Annotated in this window: 21 protein-coding genes; 16 read left to right on the top strand and 5 right to left on the bottom strand. The window is 62.7% G+C overall.

Translation table 11 applies throughout. The features are described 5' to 3' along the window. The first annotated feature begins 39 nt into the window (after positions 1-39). The 3 genes from aceE to lpdA all read left to right on the top strand — a co-directional run bounded on the left by aceE (position 40) and on the right by lpdA (position 6,795). Entirely contained in the window at positions 40-2,739 is a 2,700-nt protein-coding gene (gene aceE, locus QEN71_RS05725) for a pyruvate dehydrogenase (acetyl-transferring), homodimeric type (RefSeq protein ID WP_201650093.1), read from the top strand. A gap of 83 nt (positions 2,740-2,822) precedes the next feature. Further along, a complete protein-coding gene (gene aceF / locus QEN71_RS05730; RefSeq protein ID WP_201650094.1) occupies positions 2,823-4,472 on the top strand; it encodes a dihydrolipoyllysine-residue acetyltransferase in 1,650 nt (549 codons plus the stop codon). Between the two features lie 265 nt (positions 4,473-4,737). After that, positions 4,738-6,795 carry a dihydrolipoyl dehydrogenase gene (gene lpdA, locus QEN71_RS05735; protein WP_201650095.1) on the top strand — a complete coding sequence of 686 codons (2,058 nt, stop codon included), beginning with the start codon at positions 4,738-4,740 and terminating at the stop codon, positions 6,793-6,795. A gap of 363 nt (positions 6,796-7,158) precedes the next feature. Here lpdA and QEN71_RS05740 read toward each other — a convergent pair whose 3' ends face one another. Then, positions 7,159-7,743: a phasin family protein gene (locus QEN71_RS05740; protein WP_201650096.1), complete on the bottom strand. Its 585-nt coding sequence runs from the start codon at positions 7,741-7,743 to the stop codon at positions 7,159-7,161. A gap of 772 nt (positions 7,744-8,515) precedes the next feature. Here QEN71_RS05740 and pbpG point away from each other — a divergent pair. Next, a complete protein-coding gene (pbpG, locus tag QEN71_RS05745) occupies positions 8,516-9,679 on the top strand; it encodes a D-alanyl-D-alanine endopeptidase (RefSeq protein ID WP_201650097.1) in 1,164 nt (387 codons plus the stop codon). A gap of 96 nt (positions 9,680-9,775) precedes the next feature. Here pbpG and QEN71_RS05750 read toward each other — a convergent pair whose 3' ends face one another. Continuing rightward, a complete protein-coding gene (locus QEN71_RS05750) occupies positions 9,776-10,582 on the bottom strand; it encodes an IclR family transcriptional regulator (protein WP_201650098.1) in 807 nt (268 codons plus the stop codon). Between the two features lie 189 nt (positions 10,583-10,771). On the opposite strand from QEN71_RS05750, the gene QEN71_RS05755 reads away from it, so the two are divergent. After that, a complete protein-coding gene (locus QEN71_RS05755) occupies positions 10,772-11,494 on the top strand; it encodes a (Fe-S)-binding protein (RefSeq protein ID WP_201650099.1) in 723 nt (240 codons plus the stop codon). Between the two features lie 57 nt (positions 11,495-11,551). Beyond that, complete coding sequence (locus QEN71_RS05760; protein ID WP_201650100.1) at positions 11,552-12,964, top strand: lactate utilization protein B; 1,413 nt, start codon at positions 11,552-11,554, stop codon at positions 12,962-12,964. A 114-nt stretch (positions 12,965-13,078) separates the two neighbouring features. Here QEN71_RS05760 and QEN71_RS05765 read toward each other — a convergent pair whose 3' ends face one another. Continuing rightward, on the bottom strand, positions 13,079-13,594 hold the full coding sequence (locus QEN71_RS05765; protein WP_201650101.1) for a hypothetical protein: 516 nt from the start codon (positions 13,592-13,594) through the stop codon (positions 13,079-13,081). Between the two features lie 270 nt (positions 13,595-13,864). Here QEN71_RS05765 and QEN71_RS05770 point away from each other — a divergent pair, with 270 nt between their 5' ends. From QEN71_RS05770 to iscX, 10 genes are all read left to right on the top strand, one after another. Next, positions 13,865-14,101, top strand: coding sequence for a hypothetical protein (locus QEN71_RS05770; RefSeq protein WP_201650102.1), 237 nt, complete (start codon positions 13,865-13,867; stop codon positions 14,099-14,101). Between the two features lie 103 nt (positions 14,102-14,204). Then, positions 14,205-14,732 carry a low molecular weight protein-tyrosine-phosphatase gene (locus QEN71_RS05775; RefSeq protein WP_201650103.1) on the top strand — a complete coding sequence of 176 codons (528 nt, stop codon included), beginning with the start codon at positions 14,205-14,207 and terminating at the stop codon, positions 14,730-14,732. A 110-nt stretch (positions 14,733-14,842) separates the two neighbouring features. Further along, positions 14,843-15,367, top strand: a complete 525-nt coding sequence (gene iscR / locus QEN71_RS05780; RefSeq protein WP_012400853.1) for a Fe-S cluster assembly transcriptional regulator IscR — start codon at positions 14,843-14,845, stop codon at positions 15,365-15,367. A 69-nt stretch (positions 15,368-15,436) separates the two neighbouring features. After that, positions 15,437-16,660 (top strand): IscS subfamily cysteine desulfurase, encoded by a 1,224-nt coding sequence (locus QEN71_RS05785; RefSeq protein ID WP_201650104.1) that lies wholly within the window; start codon positions 15,437-15,439, stop codon positions 16,658-16,660. 57 nt (positions 16,661-16,717) lie between these two features. Next, entirely contained in the window at positions 16,718-17,122 is a 405-nt protein-coding gene (iscU, locus tag QEN71_RS05790) for a Fe-S cluster assembly scaffold IscU (RefSeq protein WP_201650105.1), read from the top strand. Between the two features lie 149 nt (positions 17,123-17,271). Further along, positions 17,272-17,595, top strand: coding sequence for an iron-sulfur cluster assembly protein IscA (iscA, locus tag QEN71_RS05795; protein WP_028365822.1), 324 nt, complete (start codon positions 17,272-17,274; stop codon positions 17,593-17,595). A gap of 133 nt (positions 17,596-17,728) precedes the next feature. Next, on the top strand, positions 17,729-18,256 hold the full coding sequence (gene hscB / locus QEN71_RS05800; RefSeq protein ID WP_201650106.1) for a Fe-S protein assembly co-chaperone HscB: 528 nt from the start codon (positions 17,729-17,731) through the stop codon (positions 18,254-18,256). Between the two features lie 83 nt (positions 18,257-18,339). Beyond that, complete coding sequence (gene hscA / locus QEN71_RS05805; protein ID WP_201650107.1) at positions 18,340-20,211, top strand: Fe-S protein assembly chaperone HscA; 1,872 nt, start codon at positions 18,340-18,342, stop codon at positions 20,209-20,211. 97 nt (positions 20,212-20,308) lie between these two features. Further along, positions 20,309-20,650 (top strand): ISC system 2Fe-2S type ferredoxin, encoded by a 342-nt coding sequence (fdx, locus tag QEN71_RS05810; RefSeq protein WP_201650108.1) that lies wholly within the window; start codon positions 20,309-20,311, stop codon positions 20,648-20,650. Between the two features lie 15 nt (positions 20,651-20,665). Then, complete coding sequence (gene iscX / locus QEN71_RS05815) at positions 20,666-20,863, top strand: Fe-S cluster assembly protein IscX (protein ID WP_087735476.1); 198 nt, start codon at positions 20,666-20,668, stop codon at positions 20,861-20,863. A gap of 81 nt (positions 20,864-20,944) precedes the next feature. Here the strand turns inward: iscX and QEN71_RS05820 are convergent, their stop codons facing one another. Both QEN71_RS05820 and lysS read right to left on the bottom strand, forming a co-directional pair. Continuing rightward, entirely contained in the window at positions 20,945-21,700 is a 756-nt protein-coding gene (locus QEN71_RS05820) for a glycine zipper 2TM domain-containing protein (protein ID WP_201650109.1), read from the bottom strand. A gap of 358 nt (positions 21,701-22,058) precedes the next feature. Beyond that, positions 22,059-23,594: a lysine--tRNA ligase gene (gene lysS / locus QEN71_RS05825; protein ID WP_201650110.1), complete on the bottom strand. Its 1,536-nt coding sequence runs from the start codon at positions 23,592-23,594 to the stop codon at positions 22,059-22,061. Positions 23,595-23,637: the final 43 nt, after the last annotated feature.

Below are 23,637 nucleotides of genomic sequence, written 5' to 3' on the forward strand. Positions count from 1 at the left end.
GCCTGTTCACAGAGCGTTCCCCATATCCAGGAGACGAGCATGTCCGCTGTACCTGACGAAGTCCTGAAATACGTCGCCGACGCCAAAGACGATAACGACCCGCAAGAAACCGCCGAATGGCTCGAAGCGCTAGATGGCGTGATTTCTGCTGTCGGACCCGACCGCGCTCACTACCTCATCGAAAAGCAGATCGAATTTGCCCGCGTGCATGGCGAGCACCTGCCTTTCTCCGCTAACACCCCGTACATCAACACGATCCCCGTCGCGAATCAGGCGAAGATTCCGGGCGACCAGGACGTCGAGCACCGCATCCGTTCGTACACGCGCTGGAACGCAATGGCGATGGTGCTGCGCGCCGGCAAGGAAACCAACGTCGGCGGCCACATCGCATCGTTCGCGTCGGCTGCGACGCTGTATGACGTCGGCTTCAACCACTTCTGGCACGCGCCGTCGAAAGATCACGGCGGCGACCTCGTGTTCGTGCAGGGCCACTCGTCGCCGGGCGTCTACTCGCGCGCGTTCCTGCTCGGCCGTCTGACCGACAAGCAGCTCGACAACTTCCGTCAGGAAGTGGGCGGCGAGGGCATCTCGTCGTATCCGCACCCGTGGCTGATGCCGGACTTCTGGCAGTTCCCGACGGTGTCGATGGGTCTGGGCCCGATCATGGCGATCTACCAGGCGCGCTTCATGAAGTACATGCACGCACGCGGCATCGCGCAGACGGAAGGCCGCAAGGTCTGGGCATTCCTCGGCGACGGCGAAACGGACGAACCGGAATCGCTCGGCGCGATCGGCATGGCCGGCCGCGAGCGTCTGGACAACCTCGTGTTCGTCATCAACTGCAACCTGCAGCGTCTGGACGGTCCGGTGCGCGGCAACGGCAAGATCATCCAGGAACTCGAAAGCGAATTCCGTGGCGCCGGCTGGAACGTCATCAAGGTCGTCTGGGGCAGCCGCTGGGACGCGCTGTTCGCACGCGACAAGTCGGGCGCACTGATGCGCCGGATGATGGAAGTCGTCGACGGCGAATATCAGACGTACAAGTCGGAATCGGGCGCGTTCGTCCGCGAGCACTTCTTCAACACGCCGGAACTGAAGGCGCTGGTCGCCGACTGGTCCGATGACGACGTGTGGAACCTGAATCGCGGTGGTCACGATCCGCACAAGATCTACGCGGCGTTCAAGCAGGCAACGCAGGCCAAGGGCCAGCCGACCGTGATCCTCGCGAAGACGATCAAGGGCTACGGCATGGGCGAAGCCGGCCAGGCGATGAACATCACCCACCAGCAGAAGAAGATGCAGGTGGAAGCGCTCAAGCATTTCCGCGACCAGTTCCGTCTGCCCATCTCGGACGACGAGATCGTGCACGTGCCGTATCTGAAGTTCGAAGAAGGCTCGAAGGAACTCGAGTACATGCGTGCCCGCCGCCAGGAACTCGGCGGCTATCTGCCGGCGCGTCGCCAGAAGGCGGAATCGCTGCCCGTTCCGGCGCTCGAGGCATTCGAGCCGCTGCTGAAGGGCACGGGCGAAGGCCGTGAAATTTCGACGACGATGGCGTTCGTCCGTATCCTCAACATCCTGTTGAAGGACAAGGCGATCGGCAAGCGCGTCGTGCCGATCGTGCCGGACGAATCGCGTACGTTCGGCATGGAAGGTCTCTTCCGTCAGATCGGCATCTGGAATCAGGACGGCCAGAAGTACGTGCCGGAAGATTCCGACCAGCTGATGTTTTACCGTGAATCGGAAACCGGCCAGATCCTGCAGGAAGGCATCAACGAAGCAGGCGGCATGTCGGACTGGATCGCAGCGGCGACGTCGTACTCGACGCACGGCGAGATCATGATCCCGTTCTACATCTTCTACTCGATGTTCGGCTTCCAGCGCATCGGCGATCTGGCGTGGGCCGCGGGTGACATGCGTTCGCGCGGCTTCCTGCTGGGCGGCACGGCAGGCCGTACGACGCTGAACGGCGAAGGTCTGCAGCACGAAGACGGCCACTCGCTGCTGTGGGCGGCATCGGTGCCGAACTGCATCAGCTATGACCCGACGTTCGGCTTCGAACTCGCCGTCATCATGCAGGACGGTCTGCGCCGCATGGTGCAGGATCAGGAAGACGTGTTCTATTACGTCACGGTGATGAACGAGAACTACGAGCACCCGGCGATCCCGCAGGGCGAGCATGTGGCGAAGGACATCATCAAGGGCATGTACTCGTTCCGCAAGGGCGCCGACAACGCGAAGGCGCCGCGCGTGCAGTTGATGGGCGCGGGCACGATCTTCAACGAAGTGATCGCCGCCGCCGACCTGCTGAAGAACGACTGGGGCGTCGAAGCCGACCTGTGGAGCGTGCCGAGCTTCACGGAACTGGCCCGCGAAGGTCACGAAGTGCAGCGTCAGAACCTGTTGAACCCGCTCGGCGAGAAGAAGCTCTCGCACGTCGAGACGCTGCTGAAGGACGCGAAGGGCCCTGTGATCGCATCGACGGACTATGTCCGCGCGCTGGTCGACCAGATCCGCGCGTTCGTGCCGCAACGCTTCGTCGTGCTGGGCACGGACGGCTTCGGCCGCTCGGATACGCGCGAAAAGCTGCGTCACTTCTTCGAAGTCGACCGCTACTGGACCACGGTTGCTGCGCTGAATGCGCTGGCCGATGAGGGTACGATTGAGCGCAAGGTCGTGGCCGACGCGCTGAAGAAGTACAACCTCGATCCGTCCAAACCCAACCCGATGACCGTCTAAGGCATCGACCCGCGAGCCCCAATGTGCACCTCGCCGCCCGAAGCGGGCGGTCGAGGTGCGCGCGGCCCTGGAGACAGAAAACAATGAGCCAAGCGATCGAAGTCAAGGTGCCGGACATCGGCGATTACAAGGACATTCCTGTGATCGAGGTGCTGGTGAAGGCGGGTGACACCGTCGAGAAAGAGCAGTCGCTCGTCACGCTGGAATCCGACAAGGCGACGATGGATGTGCCGAGCCCGGCGTCGGGCACGGTCAAGGAAGTGAAGGTCAAGCTTGGCGACACGGTGTCGGAAGGCACGCTGATCGTGCTGCTCGACGGCGAAGGCGGCGGCGCTGCGAAGGGCAACGGCGCGGCTGCGCCCGCACCTGCACCGGCTGCTGCACCCGCGCCGGCGCCCGCTCCCGCGCCTGCTGCTGCGAAGAGCGGCGGCGTGCAGGAAGTGAAGGTCCCGGATATCGGTGACTATAAGGATGTGCCCGTCATCGAAGTGGCCGTGAAGGTCGGCGATCGTGTCGAGAAAGAGCAGTCGCTCGTCACGCTCGAATCGGACAAGGCGACGATGGACGTGCCGAGCCCCGCAGCCGGCATCGTCAAGGAAGTGAAGGTCAAGGTCGGCGACAACGTGTCGGAAGGCACGCTGATCGTGCTGCTCGAAGGCGAGGGCGGCGCGGCCGCTGCGCCCGCGCCGGCACCTGCCGCCGCGAAGCACGAAGAAAAGCCGTCGGATGCGCCCGCTGCGCCGTCGCCGGCTCCGTCGCAGCCGTCCGCGCTCGCGCAGGCGCCTGTGATCCCGCCGGGCGAAGGCGCGCATCGCGCGAGCCACGCGTCGCCGTCGGTGCGCAAGTTCGCGCGCGAACTGGGCGTCGACGTGGCGCGCGTGCAAGGCACGGGTCCGAAGGGCCGCATTACGCAGGACGACGTCACCGCGTTCGTCAAGGGCGTGATGACGGGCCAGCGTGCGCCGGCTGCTGCTGCACCGGCTGCCGCGGGTGGCGGCGAACTCGGCCTGCTGCCGTGGCCGAAGATCGACTTCACGAAGTTCGGTCCGATCGATCCAAAGCCGCTGTCGCGTATCAAGAAGATTTCCGGCGCGAACCTGCATCGCAACTGGGTCATGATTCCGCACGTCACGAACAACGACGAAGCGGACATCACCGAGCTGGAAGAGCTGCGCGTGAAGCTGAACAAGGAAAACGAGAAGTCGGGCGTCAAGTTCACGATGCTCGCGTTCGTGATCAAGGCGGTCGTCGCGGGGCTGAAGAAGTTCCCGACCTTCAATGCCAGCCTGGACGGCGACAACCTGGTGTTCAAGCAGTACTACCACGTCGGTTTTGCGGCCGATACGCCGAACGGTCTCGTCGTGCCCGTGATCCGCGATGCGGACAAGAAGGGTCTCGTCGATATCGCAAAGGAAATGGCCGAGCTGTCGAAGCTCGCGCGCGAAGGCAAGCTGAAGCCGGACCAGATGCAAGGCGGCTGCTTCTCGATCTCGTCGCTGGGCGGGATCGGCGGCACGACCTTCACGCCGATCATCAACGCGCCTGAAGTCGCGATTCTCGGTTTGTCGCGCGGCTATCAGAAGCCGGTTTGGGACGGTAAGCAGTTCGTACCGCGTCTCACGCTGCCGCTGTCGCTGTCGTATGACCATCGTGTGATCGATGGTGCGGAAGCGGCGCGCTTCAATGCGTATCTCGGTTCGATTCTTGCCGATTTCCGGCGTGTGATTCTTTGATTGTTGAGCTTTTGTCGCGCGGCGAGGTGTGAGGTTTTCGTGGTTGCTCATGCCTCGCCGTTGAACCTGCTTTGTCGCCTCGCTTCATGCGTCGCCCCTGTGCGGGGCAGCACCTACTTTTCTTTGTCTTGCAAAGAAAAGTAGGCAAAAGAAAGCCGCGTCCTTGGCGGACGGCATTAAGTCTGCGATTGGCGTCGCGAGTTTTCGAGGCGAAGGTTTTTTGCGGCTCTTCGTTCAACACGGTCAATAAGAGAAGGGGACACTAATGAGTCTCGTCGAAGTGAAGGTGCCGGACATCGGCGATTTCAAGGACGTCGATGTCATCGAAGTCAATATCAAGCCGGGCGACACGATCGAGAAAGAGCAGTCGCTGCTGACGCTCGAGTCGGACAAGGCGTCGATGGAAGTGCCGAGCGATACGGCCGGCACAGTCAAGGAAGTGCGTATCAAGGCAGGCGAGAAAGTCTCGCAGGGCACCGTGATCGCCGTCGTGGAAACGTCGGGCGATGCCAAAGCTGCCAAAGAACCTGAGAAAGCTGCTCCCGCTCCCGCTGCGGCCCCGGCTGCCAGCGGCGGCGGCGTGCAGGAAATCAAAGTGCCGGACATCGGCGACTACAAAGATGTGCCCGTGATCGAAGTCGCGGTGAAGGTCGGCGATCGCGTCGAGAAGGAACAGTCGCTCGTCACGCTCGAATCCGACAAGGCGACCATGGATGTGCCGAGCCCGGCCGCCGGCGTCGTCAAGGAACTGAAGGTCAAGGTCGGCGACAACGTCTCCGAAGGCAGCGTGCTGCTGCTGCTCGAAGGCGAAGGCGCGGCCGCTGCGCCCGCACCGAAGGCGGCTGCTCCGGCGCCGTCGCCCGCTGCAGCCCCCGCGCCCGCGCCGCAAGCCGGCAGCTATTCGGGTTCCGTCGACGTCGAATGCGACATGCTCGTGCTCGGTGCCGGTCCCGGCGGCTATTCGGCAGCATTCCGCTCGGCCGACCTCGGCATGAAGACGGTGCTCGTCGAGCGTTATTCGACGCTCGGCGGCGTGTGTCTGAACGTCGGCTGCATTCCGTCGAAGGCGCTGCTGCATACGGCGCTCGTCATCGACGAAGCAGAAGCGCTCGGCTCGCACGGCATCACGTTCGGCAAGCCGCAGATCGATCTCGACAAGCTGCGTGACTTCAAGTCGGGCGTCGTCAAGAAGCTGACGGGCGGTCTCGCCGGCATGGCGAAGGCGCGCAAGGTCGAAGTCGTGACGGGCGTCGGCAGCTTTGTCGATCCGTATCACATGGAAGTGCAGGGCGAGAACGGCAAGAAGGTCGTCCGGTTCAAGCAGGCGATCATCGCGGCCGGTTCGCAAGCCGTGAAGCTGCCGTTCATTCCGGAAGATCCGCGCGTCGTCGATTCGACGGGTGCGCTCGAACTTCGTCAGATTCCGAAGCGCATGCTCGTGATCGGCGGCGGCATCATCGGTCTCGAAATGGCGACGGTGTACGCGACGCTGGGCGCAGAGATCGACGTGGTCGAAATGCTCGATGGCCTGATGACGGGCGCGGACCGCGATCTCGTGAAGGTCTGGGAGAAGTTCAACAGCAAGCGTTTCGGCAACGTGATGCTGAAGACCAGGACGACGGGCGCGGAAGCGAAGCCGGACGGCATTTACGTGACGTTCGAAGGCGAGAAGGCGCCCGCCGAGCCGCAACGCTACGATCTCGTGCTGGTCGCCGTGGGCCGCAGCCCGAACGGCAAGAAGATCGGCGCGGACAAGGCAGGCGTGGCCGTGACGGATCGCGGCTTCATCGACGTCGACAAGCAGATGCGCACCAACGTGCCGCACATCTTCGCGATCGGCGATGTCGTCGGTCAGCCGATGCTCGCGCACAAGGCCGTGCATGAAGGCCACGTCGCAGCGGAAGCGGCGCACGGCGAGAAGGCGTACTTCGACGCGCTGCAGATTCCGTCGGTGGCATACACCGATCCGGAAGTGGCATGGGCGGGCAAGACGGAAGACCAGTGCAAGGCCGAAGGCATCAAGTACGGCAAGGCAGTGTTCCCGTGGGCCGCGTCGGGCCGCGCGATCGCCAACGGCCGCGACGAAGGCTTCACGAAGCTGATCTTCGACGAAGAGACGCATCGCGTGATCGGCGGCGGTATCGTCGGTCTGAATGCAGGCGACCTGATCAGCGAAGTGTGTCTCGCGATCGAAATGGGCGCGGACGCAACGGATATCGGCAAGACGATCCATCCGCACCCGACGCTCGGCGAATCGATCGGCATGGCCGCCGAACTGTACGAAGGCGTCTGTACCGATCTGCCGCCGCAAAAGAAGAAGTAAAGCGCGAACGGCGTGGGCTCACGCCGGTTCGATTCGCGCATGTAGAAACGGCGCGTCCTTCGGAAGAAGGGCGCGCCGTTTTTCTTGGGCGTCGAATCGTGGCCAGCCGAATCCTGGTCGTCGAAACGAGCAGGCAAAAAAATCCCGGCCTGAGCCGGGGAAACGATACGCTGTTTAACGTATCGGAGCGTCTGGCCGCCCGGTCGAAGTCACGACCCGTGCGGCGCTGTTCAGTACCGCCAGTCACTTCGACAGTGTAGCTCGCGGCTGCGCACCGATGGATGATGGGGCATCCGTCAATGCGCAGGTGAAGCCCGATCCGTTGAATCCGTTACGTTTTCAGTTGCGTGCTGGACAGCTCGCTTAGACAGCAGCCTTCTTGGCCGATGCTGCCGTACGCGAAGCTTGAGCAGCAGCTTGCGAAGCGGCCTTCGATGCAGCCGTTGCAGCCGCGTTGAAGTTGCTTTCAGCGATTTCGACGGCTTGCTTCGTTGCCTTGTGAACCGTTTCGTACGTCGTGTTCGCAGCCGTGATGGCCGACTTGATCACGGCGACAGCCGTTTCCGAACCAGCCGGTGCGTTCTTCGCGACGTTTTCGACGAGCGCTTGCACCTTGCGGTTCTGCTCTTCGTATTGAGCTTCAGCGACGCGGGCGAATTCAGCTTGCGTGGCCGATGCGATTTCGTACAGGTGACGGCCATACGACAGAACCTTTTCTGCCACCGGCTGGGTCAGGCCCGCTTGCAGCGCGAGCAGTTCTTGCGCGTCCTTCACGGACAGCGCGCGTTGTGCGTTTTCCTGGCTTTCAGCGATCGTCGACTTGACGACTTGCAGATTCAGCTCGACCAGCTTTTCGACGCCTTCGAATGCCTTCGAGGTCAGGCCGAACAGCGTTTCGAGATTGGCCTTCTGCGCTGCGGCGAATTGCTCAGGGGTCAGCAGAGTCATGTTTACGCTCCTGGATTACCGGCTCGTCTGGCGCGAACCGGGTTGGGTTAACTGCAGAACTATTAGGAATCGCTGGTCCGCAGTTCATTGTGCGTCGCAGCAACGGTTCCCATTTTAGGACGGCTCCGATAGATGTCAAGGACTTTTTTGTGCAACGCACAACGCATAAAAATTACTAATAAAACAACACGTTATGTAGCGTTTATGACATTGTGGTGAAGCGCGTGCACATTAGGGTTTGCACCGATTTGGTGCGGCAAAAAACGGTGTCTCCCAAGCGGGATCAGGGCCGCGCGCGTCCCAACGGCGCGCTTTTGAGCAAAAAGGTAAAATTCGCGAGTAAACCGAAAACCGTAGCGGAACGTTAAATTCCCATCCCGGTCGAATGCGCGTCGTGCTGCTTCGCAGTAGGCGCTTAACAGTCGACTGGCTCGCGGTGTCCTGCAGGCGTGCATCGGAGCAGCAGGGCACCGTGTTCTGGACGTTCGCGGCGGGTTTGTAGTCCCACCGTGCGCGACCGTACTTCCCCCGATCAAGTTTGTGTCGAATATGCCGATATGCTGAGCGAGTGAGAGCCTTCAGCGACATGGGCGGTGGCGGTTTTGCCGGCACGTCATTGGTATTTTCGATGGTGTACCTGCAACTTATTGCCTTTCTTCAATCGAGGCTGACAACTCGGTTTAAGGACTGTCGATAAGTGCTTAATATTGCTAATTTTTAACTGTTTTACTACACTGGCGAAACCTCTCTCGCCGCTCCAACCAGAACACCAATGAAAACCGACATGTTTTCGTCACTGAAAGTGATGCACGGCGCGGCGCTCAGCACCGCTCTGTCGGTGGCTGCCTCGGTGGTCATCGCTGCGGCTTTTGCCGCACCGGTCGACGCGTTCGCCGCGTCCGCCACGGCCCCTGCCAAGTCCGCGAAAGCCGGCAAGAAGTCGTCGAAGAAGGAGGCTGCCGAGAAAGTCTCCAGCAAGTCGTCGAAGGCCGTAAAAGCGGCCGCGAAGGACGACGACGAACCCCGCACCGTTTCGAAGAAGCGCCGCGTGTCGTACACGTCGAACGGCCGTCATCATTCCGTCGTGCGCCGCGTCGCGTTCGAGCCGCGTCAGCCGTCCGTCGGCACGGCGTTCGGCCTGCACGAAACGCCTGACGCGCTGATGCTCCGTTCGAGCGTCGCGTACGTGGTCGACCAGAACACGTCGGAGTCGCTGTTCGACAAGAACTCGCGCGCCGTCGTACCTATCGCGTCGATCACCAAGCTGATGACGGCGATGGTCGTGCTCGATTCGAAAGCGGCCATGACCGAACAGATCGAAGTCACGGACGAAGACCGCGACTACGAGAAGAACACGGGCTCGCGTCTGTCGGTGGGCTCGGTGCTGTCGCGTGAAGACATGCTGCACATCGCGCTGATGGCGTCGGAAAACCGCGCGGCGGCTGCGTTGTCGCGCTACTTCCCGGGCGGCCGTCCGGCTTTCATGGCAGCGATGAATGCGAAGGCGAAGGCGCTCGGCATGACCGACACGCACTTCGAAAACCCGACGGGCCTGACGAGCCAGAACGTGTCGAGCGCACGCGATCTCGTGAAGATGGTCAACGCCGCGTATCAATACCCGATGATCCGCCGCTTCTCGACGGATCGTAGCTACGACGTCTACACGGGCAAGCGCACGATCGCCTACAACAGCACGAACGCCCTGGTGCGCAACTCGTCGTGGGACATCGGCCTGCAGAAGACGGGCTTCATCAACGAAGCAGGCGAGTGCCTCGTGATGCAGGCGACGATCCACGATCGTCCGATGATCATGGTGCTGCTCGATTCGTCGGGTAAGTACTCGCGTTTCGCCGATGCGCAGCGTCTGCGTACGTGGATCGACAACGGCGGCGAACAGCGCATCACGAGCGCGGACGCCAACGGCGCCGGTACCTGAGCGGTCAGCCGTCAGGCTTCAGCCCAAAAAGAAAGCCCCGCATTGCGGGGCTTTTTTGTTTTTGCTTGGCCAGCGCGCAGCGCGGCGCAGTGCACGTCAGACGGCTTGTGCAGAGGCGCTCATCGGCTGCGCCTGCGGGTGATAACCGAGCGATTCGGAAATCACGAGCGCGGTCTTGCTCAACTGGCCGAGCCACGAATCCTGCAGACGGTCGGCGGGTGCCGACAGCGACAGGCCCGCGACGAGTTTGCCCGTATCGTCGTAAATGCCGGCGGCGATACAGCGCACCCCGAGTTCCAGTTCCTCGTTGTCGCGCGCGCATGCCTGCTGGCGCACGTGCGACAGTTCGCGTTCGAGCTTGGAAAGATCGGTGATGCTGTTCTGCGTGTGTCCTGACAGACCCGTGCGCGTCGCGTAGGCTCGGACGCGCGTCGATTCGTCGGCGGCGAGGAAGAGCTTGCCGACGGACGTCAGATGCAGCGGCGCCCGGCCGCCGATCGCGCGCACCACCTGCATGCCCGAGCGTTCCGAATAGGCGCGTTCGATATAGACGATCTCGTCGCCCTGACGCACCGACAGGTTCACTGTCTGGCCCGTCAGCCGGTGCAGTTCGCGCATCGGCATCAGCGCCGCGTCGCGCACGGACAGACGCGCCTTGACGAGATTGCCCAGTTCCAGCAGCCGCATGCCGAGACGATACGTGCCCGGGTCCGAGCGATCCACCAGCCGGCAGGTCACCATATCGTTCAGGATGCGGTGGGCGGTGGACGGATGAAGATCGGTGCGTTGCGCGAGTTCCTTCAGGCTGACCGGGTCGCTATGTGCGGCGAGGGCGTCCAGCAGCCGCATCATGCGCTCGATCACCTGGATCGATGTTTTTGGGTCCGGGCTCGTATCGCTCATAAGACTAAACGGTTGACGCGTCAAACAGCGGAAAACCGATTGTATCTCGTATTGTGAAAAAAGCGAACGCCGTTGGAATTGATCCTCCAATCTCAATATTTGGCGGATCATTGCGCATTGGGGCCGTTACGCGTTGGTATTGCGCGCCAAACAGCGGATAATCGGGGACGTTTCCCCGGAGGAGCATCCATGCGAGTCGGTTTTTTCGTCACTTGTCTGATCGATCTGATGCGCCCTGAAATCGGCTTTTCCGCGCTCAAGCTGATCGAGCGCGCGGGCTTCGAGGTGTTCGTGCCGCCCGCGCAAACCTGCTGCGGACAGCCGGCCTACAACTCCGGCGACAGGCGCATCGCGCGCGATCTCGCGGAAAAGACGCTGCGCGAGTTCGAGCAGTACGACTACGTGGTCGTGCCGTCGGGTTCGTGCGGCGGGATGATCCGCGCGCACTACGGCGATCTGTTCGCCGACGATCCCGAACTGATGGGTCGCTTCGCGCGGTTGCGTCCCAAGGTGTACGAGCTGACCGATTTCCTTGCGAACGTCGCGAAGATCGAACTGACGCCGGGCGAATTCCAGGGGCCGGTCACGTATCACGATTCCTGCTCGGGGCTGCGCGAACTGGGCGTCAAGGAGCAGCCGCGCGCGCTGCTCGCGCAGGCGGGCGTCGCCGTGACCGAGATGAAGGACTGCGAGCATTGCTGCGGCTTCGGCGGCACGTTTGCGCTGAAGTTCGGCGATATTTCGACGGCGATCGTCGACGAAAAATGCGCGAACATTCAGGCGAGCGGCGCGAACGCGGTGGTGCTGGGCGATCTCGGCTGCATGCTGAATATAGAAGGGCGCCTGCGGCGCACGGGCGACACGACCACGCGCGTGCTGCACATCGCGCAGGTGCTGGCGGGCGACGCGTGACGCTTGCTTCGCCGGACAAGCCGTAGCCGATACCCACAACCGATCCCCAAGGCCGTCATGCAAGTCCAAACGATGCAGTTCAAGGCGCGCGCGGGCCAGAAACTCGCCGATCAGCGCCTTCAGCAGAACCTCACCAAGCTGTCGACGAAATTCGTTTCGGCGCGTGCGTCGGCGATGACCGCGATCGACTTTCACGCCACGCGCGACGCGCTCAAGGAGCGGCGCAACCGCGCGCTGCAGAATCTGGATGTGTGGCTCGAAACCTTCGAGCGCGAAGCGACACGGCGCGGCGTTACCGTGCTGTTCGCCGAGACGACGCAGGACGCGGCCAAGCTCGTCGCCGACATCGCGCGCAAGCACGACGTGAAGAAGGTGATCAAGACGAAGTCGATGGTGTCCGAGGAAATGCGCCTGAACGAGGTCCTCGGCCAGATGGGCGTGCAGTCGATCGAAACCGATCTCGGCGAATACATCCTGCAGATCAACGACAACGAGCCGCCTAGCCACATCATTGCGCCCGTCGTTCACAAGGACAAGGAAGAGATTGCCGACCTGTTCGCGAAGACGCACAACAAGCCGCGTCTGACCGAGATTCCCGAGATGACGCGCGAAGCGCGCGAGATGCTGCGCCCGCATTTCATGACAGCCGACATGGGCGTGACGGGCGGCAACTTCGTGATCGCGGAGACGGGCTCGGTCGCGCTCGTGACCAACGAAGGCAACGAAGGCATGTGTACCGTGATGCCGCGCGTGCACGTCGCGGTGACGGGCATCGAGAAGGTGCTGCCGACACTCGAAGACCTCGCGACGGCGATGCGTCTCTTGCCGCGCTCGGCGACGGGGCAGGACGTGTCGAACTATTTCTCCGTGCTCACGGGTCCGCGCGGCGCGGATGATCAAGACGGGCCGGAGCATATGTACGTGGTGCTCGTCGATGGCGGGCGCACCGGGCTGATCGGCGGCGACTTTCAGGAGATGCTGCGGTGTATCCGCTGCGGCGCCTGCATGAACCATTGCCCGGTGTATCAGAAGGTCGGTGGACACACGTATGGCTGGGTTTATCCCGGGCCGATGGGGTCGGTGCTGACGCCGAGCTATGTCGGCATCGAAAAGGCGCTCGATCTGCCGCAGGCCGCGACGCTGTGCGGCGAGTGCAATAGCGTGTGTCCCGTTGGCATTCCGCTGTCCGATCTGCTGCGCAAGCTGCGCGAGCGGCAGATGGAGCGGCATCTGCGTCCATGGCAGGAGCGTTTCGGACTGGCCGTCTGGGGTTATCTGGCGATGCACCCGGCTGCGTACGGGTTGTTCACCAAGGTCGCCGTGCGGATTCTCGAGCGCATGGGTGGCAACCGGAAATCGATCGCGAAGCTGCCGCTAGGCGGAGGCTGGACGAATACGCGCGAGATGCCGGCGCCCGTCGGGCGGACGTTCCGCGAACTGTACGCCGCGAGCAAGACGCATATTGGATAGCGCGCTCGCTTAGGGCGCTGGCGCAAACAAAAGAGGCTGCATCGCGCAAGCGATGCAGCCTCTTTGTCTAACGATCGCCGTCAGGCAATCGCGGCGTTGTTCCGATGCGGACGGTCAATGGGGCCGGCCGCCTTCCTGATTCCAGGCCTGGTTGCCGCGATTCGACGGCTGACCGCCGCCGCGATTTCCACCGCCTTGTTGCTGTCCGGCGCCCGCCTGGACAGGCGGGCGAACTCCGTGACCGGCGCCTGAATTGCCGCCCGGCGCCATCTGCGGTGGCGGCGGATTACCTGCCTGCGGCGGCTGACCGCGCGGCGGCCCGCCATTGTTGCCACCGCCGCGGCCGTTCCAGTTGCCGCGGTCGTGGTTGTATCCGTGGTCATAGCCACGGCCGCCCCAATAGCCTCGGTCGTAGTCGCGACCGGAGTATCCACCGAAGCCAAGGAACAGGCTCGATTGAACAGGCGGCTCGGCGTAACCGTACGCCGGCGCGCCGTAGCCATCGTAGTAGCCGTCGTTGTAGCCATAGCCCGGCGCACCGCCAGCCGGATACGCGACACATCCGCCGAGCGTGGCAACCGCGCAGACGGCGACGAGAGCAGGAGCGAGAGAAGGAATAAGACGTTTCATATGAGTGTTAAGACAAGCGAGAGGCGCAGTGTCCTTAAACGTATTTGTAGCGCCGACTGAGTATTACCTGTGTGTGCTTTTGTAAGGATTTCTTTCGGTGGTCGAAAGTTTATCGCGGGCATCGTCGATCGAACTGACGGCCGCGACTGTTCACCCCGACGCAACGCTGTGTTTTGCTGGGGCGGGTTTTTCCGGATTGCGTCCTCGGCTACCATTTCGACTGGGAAAAGTGCGCCTATGCACTTCGGCCCGCTTTGAGAGAACGACATCATGAAAAAGAAAATATCGGTGTACTGGCCTCTGGCCATCGTTGTGCCGCTTGCGGCCATCGCTTATCTGCATCTGTACAACAGCAACGTCCCGCAACCGTCGACGTCGCCGCTCGCTGCCGAGCGCGTGTCGGCCGAACTGGCCCGCACGGTGTCGTACGGATTCGTCGGCGGCGAGGCCGCGATGCCCGCGGAAACCATGCCTGCAGCTTCCCGCATGCCTGCCCAGCCGATGTAAGCGGTCGGGCTGGCGTCGCGCCGGCGTGATTTTGACTGGCTTTGTATAATCGCGGCACCGTTTCACCACTTATGACACTTGCGGCTGGGCCGCTCAGCCATCGATGAAAACCGTCGCCATCTGCTTCGTGTGCCTTGGGAACATTTGCCGTTCCCCGACTGCGGAAGGCGTCATGCGGCATCTGCTGGCTGAGGCGAAGCTCGCGGATCGCGTGATCGTCGATTCGGCGGGGACGGGCGACTGGCACATCGGCGAAGCGCCGGATGAACGCGCGCAGCGCGCAGCGAAAAACCGCGGTTACGATTTGTCGATATTTCGTGGCCGTCAGATCGCGGCCGCCGACTTCGAACGCTTCGATCTGATCATCGCGATGGACGACAAGAACGTCGCCGCGCTCCGGCAGGTCTGTCCGCCCGCACAGCGCGACAAGATTCGCCTGCTGATGGAATTCGCGACGGATGCAGCTGCGTCCGAAGCGGGCGGCGCTGCACAGCGCGCGCCGGGTTTCGATTCACGCGAAGTCGTCGATCCGTATTTCGGCGGCGGCGAGGGCTTCGAAATCGTGCTGGACCAGTGCGAAGCCGCCTGCCGCGGCCTGATTGCGGCGCTGCGGCCCCAATTGACCCTGTAAGACGAGTTTTCGTTAAGTAAATGACCCAAATCGAGATAGGGATACTTGACTAAATCTGTCATGTATTTATACTTGACCAAACTTGTCGAGAATTGCGGTTCCCACCACATATGAGACTCACCACGAAAGGCCGTTTCGCCGTCACGGCGATGATCGACCTGGCACTGCGCCAGGAGCAGGGCCCGGTGACGCTTGCGGGTATCAGCCAGCGCCAACACATCTCCTTGTCGTACCTCGAGCAGCTGTTTGGCAAGCTGCGCCGGCACGAGATCGTCGAATCCGTGCGCGGGCCGGGTGGCGGCTACAACCTCGCGCGCCGCGCGGAGGATGTGACCGTCGCGGACATCATCATCGCCGTCGACGAACCGCTCGATGCCACGCAATGCGGCGGCAAGGGTTCGTGCGAAGGCACGAAGCATCACGACGGCCATTGCATGACGCATGAACTGTGGTCGACGCTGAACCAGAAGATGGTCGAGTATCTCGACTCCGTTTCCCTGAAAGACCTGGTCGACCAGCAGCGTTCGCGCGAAGGCGCGACGGCCGTGCTGCGCGACCGTCGCACCGAAGCGCCCGCCGTCGAGCCGCGCGCGGTGCCGAAAGGGCCGAATTCCGTTTTCAACATGGCCGGCTGACAGAGCGCGCAAGAGACGCGAACGACAGAACCGAGAAGCCATAAGCACTGATGTCCCCCGGAGCGATTGATGAATAACGACATTCCCCACCTGCCCATTTACATGGACTACAGCGCGACGACCCCGGTCGATCCGCGCGTGGTGGACAAGATGATCCCGTATCTGCGCGAGCAGTTCGGCAATCCGGCATCGCGCAGCCACGCCTATGGCTGGGACGCGGAACGTGCCGTCGAGGAAGCGCGCGAGAACGTTGCAGCGCTCGTCAACGCCGACCCGCGCGAAATCATCTGGACGTCGGGCGCCACGGAATCCGACAACCTGGCCATCAAGGGCGCCGCGCACTTCTACAAGAGCAAGGGCAAGCACATCATCACCGTGAAGACCGAGCACAAGGCCGTGCTGGACACCACGCGTGAGCTGGAGCGCGAAGGCTACGAAGTCACGTATCTCGACGTGAAGGACGACGGGCTGATCGATCTCGACGTGTTCAAGGCCGCGCTGCGCCCGGACACGATCCTCGTTTCCGTGATGCACGTGAACAACGAGATCGGCGTGATCCAAGACATCGAAACGATCGGTGAAATCTGCCGTGAAAAGGGCATCATTTTCCACGTCGACGCGGCGCAGGCCACGGGCAAGGTCGCAATCGACCTTCAGAAGCTCAAGGTCGACCTGATGTCGTTCTCGGCGCACAAGACTTACGGCCCGAAGGGCATCGGCGCGCTGTACGTGCGCCGCAAGCCGCGCGTGCGTATCGAAGCGCAGATGCACGGCGGCGGTCACGAGCGCGGCATGCGTTCGGGCACGCTGGCCACGCACCAGATCGTCGGCATGGGCGAAGCGTTCCGTATCGCACGCGAAGAAATGGCGACGGAAAACGAACGCATCCGCATGCTGCGCGACCGTCTGCTGCGCGGTCTGCAAGAGATCGAAGAAACGTATGTGAATGGCGACATGGAAAAGCGTGTCCCGCACAACCTGAACATCAGCTTCAACTTCGTCGAAGGCGAGTCGCTGATCATGGCGGTGAAGGACGTGGCCGTGTCGTCGGGTTCGGCCTGCACGTCGGCTTCGCTGGAGCCGTCGTATGTGCTGCGCGCGCTCGGCCGCAACGACGAACTGGCGCACAGCTCGATCCGTTTCACGGTCGGCCGCTTCACGACGGAGCAGGACGTCGATTACGTCATCAACCTGCTGAAGAGCAAGATTGCGAAGCTGCGCGATCTGTCGCCGCTGTGGGAAATGCACAAGGACGGCATCGATCTGTCGACCATCCAGTGGGCTGCGCACTGAGCGCGCCTCGGGCAGTCGAACACGAACGCAGGTTGAATCGAATCAAGGAGTGACAACATGGCATACAGCGATAAGGTCCTGGACCACTACGAAAACCCGCGCAACGTCGGTTCGTTCTCGAAGGACGACGACACGGTCGGCACCGGCATGGTCGGCGCACCGGCTTGCGGCGACGTGATGAAGCTGCAGATCCGCGTCGGCGCGGACGGCGTGATCGAAGACGCGAAGTTCAAGACGTACGGCTGCGGTTCGGCCATCGCGTCGAGCTCGCTCGTGACGGAATGGGTGAAGGGCAAGACGCTCGATCAGGCACTCACCATCAAGAACACGCAGATCGCCGAAGAACTGGCGCTGCCGCCGGTGAAGATCCACTGCTCGATCCTCGCGGAAGACGCGATCAAGGCAGCCGTCGCCGACTACAAGCAGCGTCACGGCGAAACGGCGAAGGCCGAGTCGGCGTAAGCGTCGCAGCAAACGCACGAGTGGCAAGGTGCGGCGTCGGATTCGGCACATGAAGTGCCTGGATTCGACGCCCGCCGGAACGATTTGAAAAGCAGGCAGGGTCGCGCGACGCGTCGTGACGAACGGCGTGCCGCACATTGAGAAACGCTATGGCAATTACGTTGACCGAAAAGGCAGCACAACACGTGCAGAAGTATCTGACCCGGCGCGGTAAAGGCGTCGGGCTTCGGCTCGGTGTGCGCACGACGGGTTGCTCGGGCCTCGCATACAAGCTCGAGTACGTCGATGAACTCGCACCCGAGGACGAAGTGTTCGAGTGCAATGGCGTGAAGATCATCGTGGACCCGAAGAGCCTCGCGTATATCGACGGCACGGAACTCGACTTCGCACGCGAAGGGTTGAATGAAGGCTTCCGCTTCAACAACCCGAACGTGAAGGACGAGTGCGGCTGCGGCGAATCGTTCCGCGTGTAAGCGCGCGAGTCATGCTGAAAAGGCGGCCTGTGCCGCCTTTTTTCAATTTCGCCGTGCCTTCATTCGCGCATCACTTTTTCGCGTATCACTTTCGGGCGTTGCACTGCGCGCCCTGGATGGACAAAGTAATCTGATGGCCTCGCTGAACGACAGTCACTTCGCACTCTTCGACCTGCCGGAGCAATTCGCGCTGGATTCGTCCGCGCTGGATCACGCGTATCGCACGGTGCAGGCGCAGGTGCATCCGGACCGCTTCGCTGCCGCGGGCGACGCGCAAAAGCGCATCGCCATGCAATGGGCGACGCGCACGAACGAGGCGTATCAGACGCTGCGCGATCCGTTGAAGCGCGCGCGCTATCTGTTGTCGCTGCGCGGCATCGACGTCGGCGCGGAGAACAACACGGCGATGGAGCCGGCCTTCCTGATGCAGCAGATGGAATGGCGCGAGAACATCGAAGACGCGTCGGCGGCGAAGAACGTCGATGCGCTCGACGCGTTGCTGGTCGATCTGCGCGACGAAGAGAAGGTGCGCTTTACGAAGCTGGCCGCGTTGCTCGACAGCGGCTCGAATCAGGCGGCGGGCGAAGCGGTGCGGCAACTGATGTTCATCGAACGCGTGGCCGCCGAAATCGGCACGCAGATCGAGCGGCTCGACCACTGACGCCGTTCGACAGCAAGAGCCCAATCACCACGCGAACAACATGATCAGGACCGGGGCGAAACAGTCCCCGAAGAAGATTCCAGATGGCTTTACTGCAAATCTCTGAACCCGGCATGGCGCCCGCGCCGCATCAGCGGCGTCTCGCGGTCGGCATCGACCTCGGCACCACCAACTCACTCGTCGCGGCTGTGCGCAGCGGCGTGCCCGATGTGCTGCCCGACGACGAAGGCCATTATCTGCTTCCGTCCGTCGTGCGGTATCTGGAGAAGGGCGGCCGGCGCATCGGACGCACCGCGAAAGCGGAAGCCGCTACCGATCCGCGCAACACGATCGTGTCCGTCAAGCGCTTCATGGGGCGGGGCAAGAGCGAGGTCGAGCACGCGGAAAACGCGCCGTACGATTTCGTCGATGCGCCGGGCATGGTGCAGATCCGGACCATCGACGGCGTGAAGAGTCCCGTCGAAGTGTCCGCGGAAATTCTCGCGACACTGCGTTATCGCGCGGAAGACACGCTTGGCGACGATCTGGTCGGCGCAGTGATCACGGTGCCCGCGTATTTCGATGAAGCACAGCGCCAGGCGACCAAGGACGCCGCGCGTCTCGCCGGGCTGAACGTGCTGCGTCTGCTGAACGAGCCGACGGCGGCCGCGATCGCCTACGGCCTCGATAACGGCGCAGAAGGTTTGTACGCGGTGTACGACCTCGGCGGCGGCACCTTCGATCTGTCGATTCTCAAGCTCACGAAGGGCGTCTTCGAAGTGCTCGCAGCGGGCGGCGATTCGGCGCTCGGCGGCGACGACTTCGATCACGCGTTGTATCGCCACGTGCTCGAACAGGCGAACGTGACGCCGCAATCGCTGACGCCCGAAGACGTGCGTCTGCTGCTCGACACGGTGCGTGTCGCGAAGGAAACGCTGTCGTCGGCGCCGAGTGCACTCGTAAAGGCGACGCTCGCGAGCGGCGCGAAGATCGACGTCACCGTCGACGAAGCCACCTTCGAAGCGATCACGCAGGCGCTCGTCCAGCGCACGCTCGGCCCGACGAAGAAGGCGCTGCGTGACGCGAAGGTCACGCCCGCCGATATCAAGGGCGTCGTGCTCGTGGGCGGCGCGACGCGCATGCCCGTGATTCGCCGCGCGGTCGAAAACCACTTCGGCCAGCCGCCGCTGACCAATCTCGATCCGGATCAAGTCGTCGCGCTCGGCGCGGCGATTCAGGCCGATCTGCTCGCGGGCAACCGCGGCGCGGACGGCGACGACTGGCTGCTGCTCGACGTGATTCCGCTGTCGCTCGGCGTCGAAACGATGGGCGGTCTCGCCGAGAAGATCATCCCGCGCAACTCGACCATTCCGATCGCCCGCGCGCAGGAATTCACGACGTTCAAGGACGGCCAGACGGCGATGGCGATTCACGTCGTCCAGGGCGAGCGCGAACTCGTGTCGGATTGCCGGTCGCTCGCGCGCTTCGAGTTGCGCGGCATTCCGCCGATGGCGGCGGGTGCGGCGCGTATCCGCGTGACGTATCAGGTCGACGCGGACGGTCTGCTGTCCGTGTTCGCACGCGAGCAGCATTCGGGCGTGGAGGCGTCGGTGGTGGTGAAGCCGTCGTACGGTCTCGCCGATGACGATGTTGCGCGCATGCTCGAAGACAGCTTCAAGACGGCCGAAGTCGATATGCGCGCGCGTGCGTTGCGCGAGGCGCAGGTCGAAGCGCAGCGGCTGATCGAAGCGACGGAAGCAGCCTTTGCCGTCGACGGCGAACTGCTCGACGCCGACGAACGCACCGCGCTCGAAGGTCTCGTCGCAGCGCTGCGCAACGTCGCGCCGGGCGACGACGTCGACGCGATCGAAACGGCCACGAAGACGCTCGCCGAAGGCACCGACGAATTCGCCGCGCGCCGGATGGACAAGAGTATCCGTCGTGCGCTCGCGGGCAAGAAGCTCGACGAAATCTGATTCACGCGGCGTGCGCCAAAAACGGCCGCGCCACCAGTAAAATGGTACGGTGCCTGAAGGGCGGCGTCCGTGCCCCACAGACCAAAACGGAATTTGTATGCCTCAAATCGTTGTGCTGCCTCACGTCGAACTGTGTCCGGACGGCGCGGTCATCGACGCCGTGCCGGGCAAGAGCATCTGCGACAATCTGCTCGACAACGGCATCGAAATCGAGCATGCGTGCGAGAAGTCCTGCGCGTGCACGACCTGCCACGTGATCGTGCGCGAGGGCTTCAACGCGCTGGAACCGTCGGAAGAGGAAGAGGACGATCTGCTCGACAAGGCATGGGGTCTCGAGCGCGAATCGCGGTTGTCGTGCCAGGCGCTCGTGCCTGAGGGCGACGACCTCGTGGTCGAGATTCCGCGTTATTCGATCAACCACGCGAAGGAAAATCACTAACAGGAGCATGCAGCCATGAAGTGGACCGACACGCAAGACATCGCGATGGCTTTGACCGACAAGCACCCGGAGATCGATCCGCAGCAGGTGCGGTTCACCGATCTTCACCGCTGGGTGATGGAACTGGACGGCTTCGATGACGATCCGAACCGTTCGAGCGAGAAGATTCTTGAAGCGATCCAGGCCGCGTGGATCGAAGACGCGGATTATTGAGCGCGACGCTTCAAAGGCTAAAAAGAGAAAGGCGACTTCCTGGGAAGTCGCCTTTTTTCTTGGTGCTTCACGAGAACGAACTTAGCCAGCGACCAGCGTTCCGTTCTGCACACGCACGCGCTGACCTTGCTGGAACGGCGGCGCTTCGTGGTACGTGAAGTAACGCGTCTTGCCGTTCTCCATATGCACGCGCACCGAGTAACTTGTCGTGCTGCGCAGATGCTTTTCGACCGAGTTTCCGGCGAGACCGCCGCCGAGCGCGCCGAGCAGCGTCATCGCGGTACGTCCACCGCCGCTGCCGAACTGATTGCCGACGACACCGCCCGCCACCGCGCCGCCGACAGCACCGATCCCCGTGCCATGTCCTTCCTGACGGACGGCGGATATCGCTTCGACGGTGCCGCAGGTCGAGCAATAGGCGGGGCGAGCCGGCTCCTGCTGCGCATATTGCTGCTGCGGTTGCTGCGCGTATTGAGGCTGTTGGGCGTATTGCGGGCTGGGTGGCGCGGGCGCGCGTGGGGCCTGCTGTTGCTGCTGTTGGGCCGCTGCCTGCTGTTCGGCCTGCTGAGCCGCCGCTTGCTGCTGCGCCTGCTGAGCCTGTTGAGCCGCCGTCGCCTGCTGCGCCGGCAAGCTGGCCGGTTGCGTCGTATCGACGACAGGCTGCTGCTGTTGCGTCACAGCCGCCGACTGCGTCTGATCGTTTGCCGCGCCGTTGCTCGACGCTTTCGGGAACAGGCCGGTCACGGCGGCTGTCGCAGCGAGACTGGCGATGATGACAGCGCCCGCCGCCAGGGCGATCAGCGGATGAAGACGGCGTTGGTTGGTCGGGTTATCCATGGTGTTTGGCCTCGTCCGGGGAGAGTTGACCTGGTTGAAACTGCCTTGCGCGTGAATCACGCGCGCTCTAAGTGTCGGACATCAGAATAAGGGCAGGGTTTCAATATGTAACCTCCCGCGCCGGCACTTCAGTTTTCCAATTCACGCAAAAACTGCACCGACGACGCCGGGCCGCGCCGATATTGGGGTTCGGAAGATCTGAGCCGCGCCGACGCAACGCGCGATAGTGCAGCTTTTACCGATAGTTACAAACCGTCGGCAAGAGGCGGAACGAGAAGGGGAGAGAGAAGCGCCGTGCACGGCACATGCAGAACGCACCGTGCACGGGATGGATAGCCGCGCTGAACGCGGCCGGAGATCAGTCTTCGCGACGCAGATGCGGGAACAGGATGACGTCGCGGATGCTCGGGCTGTCGGTGAGCAGCATCACCAGACGGTCGATGCCGATACCGCAACCGCCCGCGGGCGGCATGCCGTACTCGAGCGCGCGGATGTAGTCGGCGTCGTAGTACATCGCTTCCTCGTCGCCGGCGTCCTTCTGATCGACCTGCTTCTTGAAGCGCGCGGCCTGGTCTTCGGGATCGTTCAGTTCCGAGAAGCCGTTGGCGATTTCGCGGCCCGTGATGAACAGCTCGAAACGCTCGGTGATGCCGTCGACGGAATCCGATGCGCGCGCGAGCGGCGACACTTCGACCGGGTAGTCGATGATGAACGTCGGCTCCCACAGTTGCGACTCAGCCGTCTCTTCGAACAGCGCCAGTTGCAGCGCGCCGATGCCCGCATTCAGGAACGCCGGTTGCGTCGTGTCGACGCCGAACTTCTTCAGTTCGGTACGCAGGAACGCGCCGTCCGCCAGTTGCGCGTCCGTGTACTGCGGCGCGTACTTCTGGATGGCTTGCGTGATCGTCAGACGATGGAACGGCTTCGACAGATCGAGTTCGCGGCCCTGATACGTGATGCTCGCGTTGCCGAGCGCATCGACGGCGGCCTGACGGATCAGTTGCTCCGTGAAGTCCATCAGCCACTTGTAGTCGGTGTACGCGGCGTAGAACTCCATCATCGTGAATTCCGGATTGTGACGCGGCGAGACGCCCTCGTTACGGAAATTCCGGTTGATCTCGAACACGCGCTCGAAGCCGCCGACCACCAGCCGCTTCAGATACAGCTCGGGCGCGATACGCAGGAACATCTGCATATCGAGCGCATTGTGATGCGTGACGAACGGCTTGGCCGCCGCGCCACCCGGAATCGGGTGGAGCATCGGCGTTTCGACTTCCATGAAGTTCGCGTCCGCCATGAACTTGCGGATCGACGATACGGCCTTCGTGCGCGCGACGAACGTCTTGCGCGCTTCGTCCGTGACGATCAGATCGACGTAGCGCTGGCGATAGCGCATTTCCTGGTCGGCGAGACCGTGGAACTTGTCGGGCAGCGGACGCAGCGCCTTCGACAGCAGACGCAGTTCCGTGCAACGCACCGACAGCTCGCCCTTGTTCGTGCGGAACAGCACGCCCTTGGCGGCGACGATGTCGCCCAGATCCCACTTCTTGAAGGCGTCGTACGTCGCTTCGCCGACGTCGGCGGGCGTGATGAAGAACTGGATCTGGCCCGAGCCGTCGCGCACCGTCGCGAAGCTCGCCTTGCCCATCACGCGCTTGAGCATCATGCGGCCGGCGAGCGCGACCTGCAGCGCTTTCGCTTCGAGCGCGTCCTTGTCGGCGTCCGCGTATTCCGATTGCAGGTCGGCGGCGTGATGAGTGGGGCGGAAGTCGTTCGGATAGGCGACGCCTTGCTCGCGCAGCGCGCGCAGTTTTTCGCGGCGCTCGGCGATGATCTGGTTGTCGTCCAGTTCGACGTTCGTCGTGGCGGCGGGCGTCTGGGTCGGTTCGGTCATGGTAATGATGTTCGGTGTCCGGTGCCTCGTGGACGCTCGACGA

It is taken from the genome of Paraburkholderia sabiae (assembly GCF_030412785.1).
GTDB lineage: Bacteria > Pseudomonadota > Gammaproteobacteria > Burkholderiales > Burkholderiaceae > Paraburkholderia > Paraburkholderia sabiae.